Genomic DNA, 8,476 nt, shown 5'->3' with positions numbered 1-8,476 from the left:
CCCCGCCGGTGACCTCGTCGAGCTTCATCTGGCCGGCAAAGCCGTAGTTCATGCCGACCACGACCATGCCGAAATGCAAGAGGTTGGTGATGATCGAGAACAGCGTCGTCTCCTGGCCGCCATGCTGGGTCGCGGTAGAGGTGAAGGCGCCGCCGACCTTGCCGTGCAACGCGCCCCTGGCCCAGAGCCCGCCGGCCTGATCGAGGAAGTTCGCCATTTGCGAGGCCATCCGGCCGAAGCGGGTGCCGGTGCCAACGATGATCGCGTCGTAGTTCGCGAGGTCCTCGATCTTGGCGACCGGCGCGGCCTGATCGAGCTTGTAGTGAGAGGCCTTCGCGACTTCGGCCGGCACCAGCTCGGGCACGCGCTTGATATCGACGGTGACGCCGGCCTCGCGCGCGCCTTCGGCGACGGCATTGGCCATGGCTTCGATGTGGCCATAGGCGGAATAATAGAGGACGAGAACTTTGGTCATGGTGGTCTCCGTTGGATGATCAGTCAATGTTCGTGGTTGCGCCGTCGTTCCGGGGCGATGCAAGGGATCGAACCATGGTGCGCAATTGCGCACCTGAGAACCTCGAGATTCCGGGTCTGGGGCTTCGCGCCATCCCGGAATGACGGCAGATGATGTGGCTCGCCGCCGTCACGCCGCGTCGACGAGCACGAGCTCGGAGTCTTCCAGCGCAGTGATCTTCAGCCTGGCCTCGTCGCGGATCGCAGCGCCGTCGCGGGCGTCGACGCGCACGCCGTTGATCTCGACGGAACCCGCCGCAGGCACGAGGTAGAGATGCCGCGACTTCTGCGGCTCGTACTCGGCGCTCTCGCCTGCCCTTAGCGTGGTGGCGAGCACCCGCGCGTCCGCGCGGATCGGCAGTGCGTCCGTATCGTCGTCGAATCCGCTCGCAATGGTGACGAGCTTGCCGGAGCGGTCCGCCTTCGGGAATGGCTTCGAGCCCCAGGTCGGCTGGCCGCCGCGCGCCGTCGGTTCGATCCAGATCTGGAAGATCCGCGTCCTCGTCGGCTCGAGGTTGTACTCGGAGTGGCGGATGCCACTGCCGGCGCTCATCACCTGCACGTCGCCCGCCTCGGTCCGCCCCTCGTTGCCGAGGCTGTCCTGATGGGTGATTGCGCCCTCACGCACATAGGTGATGATTTCCATGTTGGCGTGGGGATGGGCGGGAAAGCCGGTGTTCGGTGCGATCTCGTCGTCATTCCACACCCGCAAGGCGCCGTGGCCCATGTTGTTCGGGTCATAGTGGCTGGCGAAGGAGAAATGATGCTTGGCCTTGAGCCAGCCGTGGTCGGCGCCGCCGAGCTTTGCGAAAGGTCTGAGTTCGATCATCTGCGTAATTCCCTTTACCTGAGCAGGTTGCGCCGTGATCAGGCGCCGAACCCGCCGTCGACGTTGAGCACCGTGCCGGTGACGAAGGAGGCCTGCGGGCTTGCGAGGAAGACGATTCCGGCTGCGACTTCCTCGGGGCGGCCGAAGCGCTGTAGCGCGTGCTGCTTGCGCTGGGTCTCGGCGAACTCGCCGCCGTCCTTCGGATTCATGTCGGTGTCGATCGAACCGGGCTGCACCACGTTCACGGTGATGCCGCGCGGGCCGAGGTCGCGCGCCGCGCCCTTGGTGTAGCCGACCACGGCTGCCTTGGTGGCGACGTAGTCGGCAAGGCCCGGGAACGAGGCGCGGTCGGCGAGCATCGAGCCGACAGTGACGATGCGTCCGCCTTCACCCATCAATTGCGAGGCGGCGCGGATCGCCGCGATTACGCCGTGCACGTTGATGGCATCCTGGCGGGCAAACGCTTCTGGGTCGCCTTTGGCATCGTCGATCGCGCCGCCGGCGGCAACGCCGGCATTGTTGACGAGGATGTCGAGATGGCCGAACTCCCTGGCGACGTCGTTGACGAGCTGCGCCACATCCTTCGCCGAGGCCTGGTCGGCCTTGAAGGCGCGGGCCTTGACGCCGCGGGCCTTCAACTCGTTGACCACCGCTTCTGCCTTCTCGGGCGAGGCGACATAGCTGATGGCGACGTCGGCACCTTCATCGGCGAGAGCGCGGGCAGAGGCCGCGCCGATGCCTCGCGAGCCGCCGGTGACGAGGGCAACCTTGCCCGAGAGCTTCTTGGTCATTGGATTTCTCCATTTCCTGATTTTCTGATGACCCTTGGATAAGCCTTCGTCTGTGGTATAGAAATAGAAACTGTTGAAACACATTGTTTCAGTAAATATCCCGATTGGACCAAAGCCCATGGCAAAACTTCCAGACTTCGAGGCGCTCGCGATTTTCGCAAAAGTCGTGGAATTACGGTCGTTTGCGGGGGCCGCGAGCGAGCTGACGATGTCCAAGGCGACAGTGTCGAAGGCGGTGACCCGACTGGAGAAGCGGCTCGGCGCGCGGCTGTTCAACCGTACCTCGCGCCGGCTCGCGCTGACCGATGCCGGGCACAAGCTCGCCGACCGCGCGGCGCGTCTGTTGGCCGACGGCGAAGCGGCGGAGAGCGAGGCGCTGGCGCAATCAGTCGCGCCGCGCGGGTTGGTGCGGCTCGCCGTGCCCATGACGTTCGGGATCAAGGCCGTGGCGCCGCTGCTGCCGGAGTTCTTCGAAGCCTATCCGGAAGTCTCGGTCGATCTGCATTTGAGCGATGCGACCGTCGATCTGATCGGCGAGGGTTTTGACATGGCGGTGCGGATCGCGCGGCTGCCGGACTCCTCGCTGATCGCGCGGCGGCTCTTCACCATGGCGCGCTACACGGTCGCCGCGCCGTCATATCTGAAACGCCACGGACGGCCGACGCATCCAATGCATCTGGCCGAGCACAAATGCTTCAGCTACGCCTATATGTCGACGCCCAACGTCTGGCACTACACCAGCTCGGCCGGTGAGCAGGCCAGCGTACGCCCGGGCGGGCAGCTTCGCGTCAATAACGGCGAGGCCGTGATGCCGGCATTGATCGCAGGTCTCGGCATCGCCGAGCTGCCCGAATTCATCGTCGGCGAAGCCATTTCCTCCGGCGAGGTCGAAGTCATCCTGAAGGACTGGAAGCAGGCCGAGGGCGCCGTGCACCTGGTGACGCCGCCCGGCGGCCCGCGTCCCGCGCGCGTCGAAGCGCTCGGCGATTTCCTCGCCGCCAAGCTGCCGGGCACCTGCAAGCGGCGGCAGAAGAAAGGTGGCAAAACCGGGTAACTCTCGTACAGTTCTCGTAGGGTGGGCAAAGCGGAGCGTGCCCACCGCTTTGAGATTTTGCGAGTGTCTCAATATCGACGAGCACAGGGCAGAGTGTTCTTTTTCACCATCGTGCTCGCCGATCGGTCGAGCACGCTGCTCGTCGATCAAGCCGATCGCCTGAGGCGAATCTACCAAACCGTCTTTCGACGTCGGCCGTTTGAGACGGTTGCAATCTGCATTTTGCCTGACCACCTACACGCGATTTGGGCGCTGCCGGAGGATGATCAGGACTTTTCGTCACGATGGAATCTGATCAAAGGTGGCTTTTCGCGCGGCCTGGAACCTGGCAAGCGCTCGATCAGCAAATTGAGGAAGCGTGAGAAAGGCATTTGGCAGCGTCGCTACTGGGAGCACGCCATTCGCGACGACGCGGACTTGGAGCGACACGTTGACTACATACATTTCAATCCGGTCAAGCACGGCCTCGTCAAGCGCGTCCGCGATTGGTCTCTCAGCAGCTTCCACCGCCATGTTGAACAAGGGACCCTTCCCGTGGATTGGGGAGGGGATATGCGGGACATCACGGGGCAATTTGGCGAATGATGGTGGGCACGGCGCGCGAAGAGCGCGCCTTTGCCCACCCTACGAGATCTCATCAGTCCCCCCGAAAGACTGTCGTAGGGTAGGCGAAGCGACTTGTCCGCCGTAGCTCGCAGAGCGAAGGCGGAAGCGTGCCCACCATTTTTGACTAAGCCACCTCCACGCCATCGCTTGGGACAATTCGCAAGTTCGACCTCAGTGTCTCCTCCAGCTGCGTCTTCAATTCGTGGACGCGAGGATCGCTCGAGCGTGCTGCGCAGGCTGCATATTGATGGACGGATTGCGCCAGTGCGCGCCGCGCTTCCGGCGTTCGCGTCAATTCGGGCTTTGAAAGCCGCAACACGATCGCCGCGAGATTGACCAGCATCTCGTCCAGAGCGACGTCGATAGTCCCAGGATTGCGCATCACTCTGTCCCTGGGAGTGCAACGGCGGGTCCAGGCATGTGTTCCTGGCTGCACCGGACATGGCTAACGCTTCGTAAACGTCCTGTTCTTGCCGCCTGGCACGTCAGGCTGGCAGCGAAACAAGGAAAATCAGGGGCGCCGCCATGGATCGACGCGATCTGTGCGCCGCTGCGGCTTTGCCGTTGTCCTCAAGGCGTTCGAGACCTCGGGCAGTTTCGGCGCCTATCGGGTCGCCCCGGCGTTCGCGCAATCGATCGCGGCGGTGAAGAGGATCGGCAAGGTGGAACAGGTTCCAGCGGCGTTTTCACGTTTTGTTGTTGGTCCAGAACCGGCTCCCGCCTCATTGATTTGATGAAAACCAACGGGAATCGAGAAGGATCGGGACATGCGGACAGAGCGGATTGCGCTGGGTGTCGTGCTCGCGATCGGCGGCATCGTTGCCCCGGGCGCAGCATTCGCCGAAGAATATCGCGGGACCATGGAGCAGCAGATGGCCTGCACGCCGGACGTCTGGCGGCTTTGCAGCGATCAGATCCCCGACGTGAGCCGGATCACGGCTTGTTTGCAGCAGAATACGCCGCAGCTCTCCAGCGGCTGCCGCGCGGTGTTCCAATCCAACAACCAGATGCCGCCGCAGCAGCAGCTCCCCCGCAATCGTGTCGCGCCGCCGCCGCGCTATGACAACGCGCCGCCGCCACCTCCGCAGGTGCAGCCGCGACCCTATGACGATGACGACGATTAGACACTGATGAGCGCGTGATCCGGAAAAATGCACCGCGGGTAGGCGCGAAGATGCGGTCGTGCCGTCCCGATCAGCGCTCCCCTCGGCTGTCCGATTCGGGTCGATGTCCAAGCACCATCCGCAAGACGACGCCGAACAGAATGGCTGCGACCGGCCAGTGGAACCAGATCTTATGGCTGGTGAACAGATTGATCAGAATCAGGAAGGCGGACACCGTGAGGGCCGCCGCAACCGGGCGGGGCAGCCTTGTGAGCCAATCCGAGACGACATTGGTCGCGCGAGATGGCGCGCGCCTCTCTTCCAATCGCGGAGTCCGCGCTCGCTCTGAGGGCGTTGCGCGTTCCTCGATCGCGACGCTCCCTGGCGCGGCGGCCTGGCCACCGAGGGTCAACCGATAGCTGGTCAGGGGAGCGATGTTCTTCATCGGGCGCTGGCCGAGGCAGTCGAAACCAACCGACAGTTTGTTGTGCACCTGATCGTAGACGGAGCTCGAGATCACGACGCCGGCGGGCTCGGCGAGCTCTTGCAGGCGCGATGCGATATTGACCCCGTCGCCATAGATGTCGGAGCCGTCCACCATCACGTCGCCGAGGTTGATGCCGATGCGAAACTGCATCGGGCTCGCCTGAGGCGCGTCCGAGGCCTGGCTGGAGATCTCCTGCTGAATCTCGACCGCGCATTGCACGGCTTCGACGACGCTGGCGAACTCGGCGATGATGGCATCGCCCCAGGTGTTGACGATGCGGCCGTCATGACGTTCGACCAGGCGCGCAATGGCCGTGCGGTAGCGGCGAAGCGTCTCCAGCGTTCCGGTCTCGTCCGCTTCCATGAGACGAGAATAGCCGTACACGTCGGCGCACAGCACGGTCGTCAATCGTCGTTTCACCTTGTCGTCGGTCATGGTCACCATGCTAACCTCCCCGACCGGCAAATGCATCAGGCATCCTAACCGGTGCCGCCTAACGGCCTGACCTCGCAGACATCGACCCATTCCGCAGCGGTCAACTTGGCCATCCGCTCCGGTGTGATGCGCACCGCGCTGTGGGTCGAGCCCGCGGCCGGCACCACCACGTCGAAGGCCTTCAACGAGACGTCGCAATAGACCGGCAGCGGCGATTTCAGCCCGAACGGGCAGACGCCGCCCACCTCGTGACCGGTGATGTCGGCGACCTCCTCCAGCCCCAGCATCTTCGGCTTGCCGCCGAACTGCGCCTTGACCTTCTTGTTGTCCATGCGTGAGGTGCCGGCGGCCACGATCAGGATCACGCGTTCGCCGATGCGCAGGGACAGCGTCTTGGCGATGCGGCCGGGCTCGACGCCATAGGCCTCGGCGGCAAGCGGCACCGTGGCCGAGCTGATCGGCGATTCCATCACGGTGATGTCGGGGGCTTTGTCGGCGAAGAAGGCGCGAACGGATTCCAGGCTCATTCCAGTCAGCTCATTCCAGGCTTGCAGGCGGGCGGCGATGCTAAGCGATCCCCGGCAACTCCGAGAGCGAACGGACGCGATGGTCCGGCGCCAAGCCGAGCTCGTCCATCTGGGTGCGGATCGCCTTGAACATGGTGAGCGGTGCCACGAGTTCGTTCTCGACGCAAGCCAGCGCCATGGCTTCCGGCGTCATCCGCTCGATCCAGGCGACGTTCAGCCCGAACGACTTCGCCCCCACTGCGTCCCAAGGATTGGAAGACACGAACAGAACCTCCTCCGGCGCGGTCCCGAGCACCTCGCCGATCAGCTCATAGGCCTCCGGGCTCGGCTTGAAGATCTTCTTGGCGTCGACGCTGATGGTGGCATCGAGCAATTGGTCGAAGCCGGAGTTGCGCACGAGCGCGTTCAGCATGTCCGGGCTGCCGTTGGAGAGGATCGCGAGCTTGCGTGGCTTCAGGGCCGCGAGCGCGGCCGCCGCATCGGGATAGGAATCGAGGTGCAGATATTTCTCGATCACGCGCTCGAACGCCTCGCTCTCATAGGCGAGCCCGAGCACGCGCAGCGTATAGGCGAGGGAGTCGCGGGTCACCGCGGCGAAATCCTGGTAGCGCCGCATCAGCGAGCGCAACCAGCTGTATTCGAGCTGCTTGATGCGCCAGATTTGCGTGATGATCTCGCCATAGCCCGGAAACGCATCCTCGGTGACATCAGCGACCGACTGGATGTCGTAGAGCGTCCCATAGGCGTCGAACACGATGGCGTTGATGCTCATCGGCTGTCCTTCCAGGTGGTTGTGGTTACTCGAATTCCGCTTGAGGGAGTACACATCATCGTCAGCTTACCAGAGCAAAGCGGAAGTGTGCTTGCAAGTGGGATCGGCAGCTCGTGACCTTCAGTGGACCTTCGTGACTGGCCAGAAGTCCTGGCGGTAATCCTGGCATGTGGTAGTCTACAAAATCGCTCTCGTGGAGACGGGGCTATGAAGGCGCTTGAAACGTTCGCGATCTATGTAATGCCCTTCCTATTGCTGGGGCTATTGGCGAAGTTGTTGTTGCAGCGCTACGTCGTCAATCTAACAGATGTTCAGGAACAAGCCGGGCCGAAGCGCAGGGCACGCAAAGTGTTCCTCTTGGGCGGCTGGCGCACCGAAAAATAAGTTCGAGCCATTTTCAATCCGCGAATGTCGGCTGTTGGCCTTGGACTGGAACTTAGCTTGGTCGAAGACGTGCGCTCCGGCTCGAAAATATCCATCCTGGTGGAGTAGGTCGGAAGCGGCTGATGCACCCCGAGTGTCTATTGACGAGTCATCACGGCCGCAACGAGGAATAGGCGCTTCTAAATTGTCGCGATCAAAGTTGAGGCGATCTTAGAAAAGTGCATTCCGATGTTCGGCTTCATGACCGGCGGCGAGGTCTTCGTCGATGGAGACCTGGCGCAGGTCTGAGGTCTCGATCATGAGGGCTTCGGTCACCCGAAGCCCTCGATGCGCTCTGGCGACGGGGAGCGCTCAGATCCCCAAAATCTTCCTTGCGTTGGCCTTGAGCACCTTCGGCCGGATCTCCTCGCGGATATCGATCTTGGAAAAGTCCGACAGCCAGCGGTCCGGCGTGATCACGGGCCAATCCGAGCCGAACAGCATCTTGTCCTGCAGGATCGAGTTGATGTAGCGCACCAGGATCGGCGGGAAGTACTTCGGCGACCAGCCGGAGAGGTCGATATAGACGTTCGGCTTGTGGGTCGCGACCGACAGCGCTTCTTCCTGCCAGGGGAAGGAGGGATGGGCGAGGATGATCTTGAGGTCGGGGAAATCGGCCGCGACGTCGTCCATGTACATCGGGTTGGAATATTTCAACCGCATGCCCATGCCGCCGGGCATGCCCGAGCCGACACCGGTCTGGCCGGTGTGGAACAGCGCGATCGCGCCGCCATTGTTGATCTCCTCATAGAGCGGATAGGCCATGCGGTCGTTGGCGTAGAAGCCCTGCATGGTCGGGTGGAATTTGAAGCCGCGCACGCCGTATTCCTCGATCAGCTTGCGAGCTTCGCGCGCGCCCAGCTTGCCCTTGTGCGGGTCGATCGAGACGAAGGGGATGAGGACGTCGAGATGCTCGGAGGCGACCTCCAGCATCTC

Annotated in this window: 13 protein-coding genes; 5 read left to right on the top strand and 8 right to left on the bottom strand. The window is 62.9% G+C overall.

All coding sequences use genetic code 11. From position 1 onward, the window contains the following. The 3 genes from wrbA to IC50_RS28650 form a co-directional block, all read right to left on the bottom strand. Nucleotides 1-475 (bottom strand): NAD(P)H:quinone oxidoreductase (wrbA, locus tag IC50_RS28660; RefSeq protein WP_035712685.1); only part of this gene is annotated, 475 nt, incomplete at its 3' end. A 168-nt stretch (nucleotides 476-643) separates the two neighbouring features. Then, nucleotides 644-1,342 carry a pirin family protein gene (locus IC50_RS28655; RefSeq protein ID WP_035712683.1) on the bottom strand — a complete coding sequence of 233 codons (699 nt, stop codon included), beginning with the start codon at nucleotides 1,340-1,342 and terminating at the stop codon, nucleotides 644-646. 38 nt (nucleotides 1,343-1,380) lie between these two features. After that, a complete protein-coding gene (locus IC50_RS28650; RefSeq protein ID WP_035712680.1) occupies nucleotides 1,381-2,133 on the bottom strand; it encodes an SDR family NAD(P)-dependent oxidoreductase in 753 nt (250 codons plus the stop codon). A gap of 118 nt (nucleotides 2,134-2,251) precedes the next feature. Between IC50_RS28650 and IC50_RS28645 the strand changes: the two genes are divergently transcribed. Beyond that, nucleotides 2,252-3,187, top strand: a complete 936-nt coding sequence (locus IC50_RS28645; RefSeq protein ID WP_035712679.1) for a LysR family transcriptional regulator — start codon at nucleotides 2,252-2,254, stop codon at nucleotides 3,185-3,187. 63 nt (nucleotides 3,188-3,250) lie between these two features. Continuing rightward, nucleotides 3,251-3,772: an REP-associated tyrosine transposase gene (locus IC50_RS28640; protein WP_193374165.1), complete on the top strand. Its 522-nt coding sequence runs from the start codon at nucleotides 3,251-3,253 to the stop codon at nucleotides 3,770-3,772. Nucleotides 3,773-3,917: 145 nt separating this feature from the next. Here the strand turns inward: IC50_RS28640 and IC50_RS28635 are convergent, their stop codons facing one another. Further along, on the bottom strand, nucleotides 3,918-4,175 hold the full coding sequence (locus IC50_RS28635; protein ID WP_035712675.1) for a hypothetical protein: 258 nt from the start codon (nucleotides 4,173-4,175) through the stop codon (nucleotides 3,918-3,920). 88 nt (nucleotides 4,176-4,263) lie between these two features. On the opposite strand from IC50_RS28635, the gene IC50_RS43355 reads away from it, so the two are divergent. Both IC50_RS43355 and IC50_RS28625 read left to right on the top strand, forming a co-directional pair. After that, nucleotides 4,264-4,527, top strand: a complete 264-nt coding sequence (locus IC50_RS43355; protein ID WP_244429669.1) for a hypothetical protein — start codon at nucleotides 4,264-4,266, stop codon at nucleotides 4,525-4,527. A gap of 33 nt (nucleotides 4,528-4,560) precedes the next feature. Beyond that, nucleotides 4,561-4,917 carry a hypothetical protein gene (locus tag IC50_RS28625; RefSeq protein ID WP_035712671.1) on the top strand — a complete coding sequence of 119 codons (357 nt, stop codon included), beginning with the start codon at nucleotides 4,561-4,563 and terminating at the stop codon, nucleotides 4,915-4,917. A 70-nt stretch (nucleotides 4,918-4,987) separates the two neighbouring features. On the opposite strand, the gene IC50_RS28620 is transcribed toward IC50_RS28625, so the two are convergent. From IC50_RS28620 to IC50_RS28610, 3 genes are read right to left on the bottom strand one after another with little or no spacing between them, the layout of a single operon-like run. Beyond that, a complete protein-coding gene (locus tag IC50_RS28620; RefSeq protein ID WP_035712687.1) occupies nucleotides 4,988-5,818 on the bottom strand; it encodes an adenylate/guanylate cyclase domain-containing protein in 831 nt (276 codons plus the stop codon). A 44-nt stretch (nucleotides 5,819-5,862) separates the two neighbouring features. Continuing rightward, on the bottom strand, nucleotides 5,863-6,345 hold the full coding sequence (locus IC50_RS28615; protein ID WP_035712669.1) for a YbaK/EbsC family protein: 483 nt from the start codon (nucleotides 6,343-6,345) through the stop codon (nucleotides 5,863-5,865). Nucleotides 6,346-6,385: 40 nt separating this feature from the next. Then, on the bottom strand, nucleotides 6,386-7,117 hold the full coding sequence (locus tag IC50_RS28610; RefSeq protein ID WP_035712667.1) for a haloacid dehalogenase type II: 732 nt from the start codon (nucleotides 7,115-7,117) through the stop codon (nucleotides 6,386-6,388). 207 nt (nucleotides 7,118-7,324) lie between these two features. On the opposite strand from IC50_RS28610, the gene IC50_RS42620 reads away from it, so the two are divergent. Continuing rightward, a complete protein-coding gene (locus tag IC50_RS42620) occupies nucleotides 7,325-7,501 on the top strand; it encodes a hypothetical protein (protein WP_193374164.1) in 177 nt (58 codons plus the stop codon). 351 nt (nucleotides 7,502-7,852) lie between these two features. Here the strand turns inward: IC50_RS42620 and IC50_RS28605 are convergent. Next, the coding region (locus IC50_RS28605) for an amidohydrolase family protein (protein WP_035712664.1) at nucleotides 7,853-8,476 on the bottom strand (624 nt) is incomplete at its 5' end.

The sequence above is a fragment of the Bradyrhizobium genomosp. I (2014) genome, from assembly GCF_000261685.1.
Classification (GTDB): Bacteria; Pseudomonadota; Alphaproteobacteria; order Rhizobiales; family Xanthobacteraceae; genus Bradyrhizobium.
Note: the sequence above shows the minus strand (reverse complement) of the source record. Positions and strands in the feature narration are given on the sequence as shown.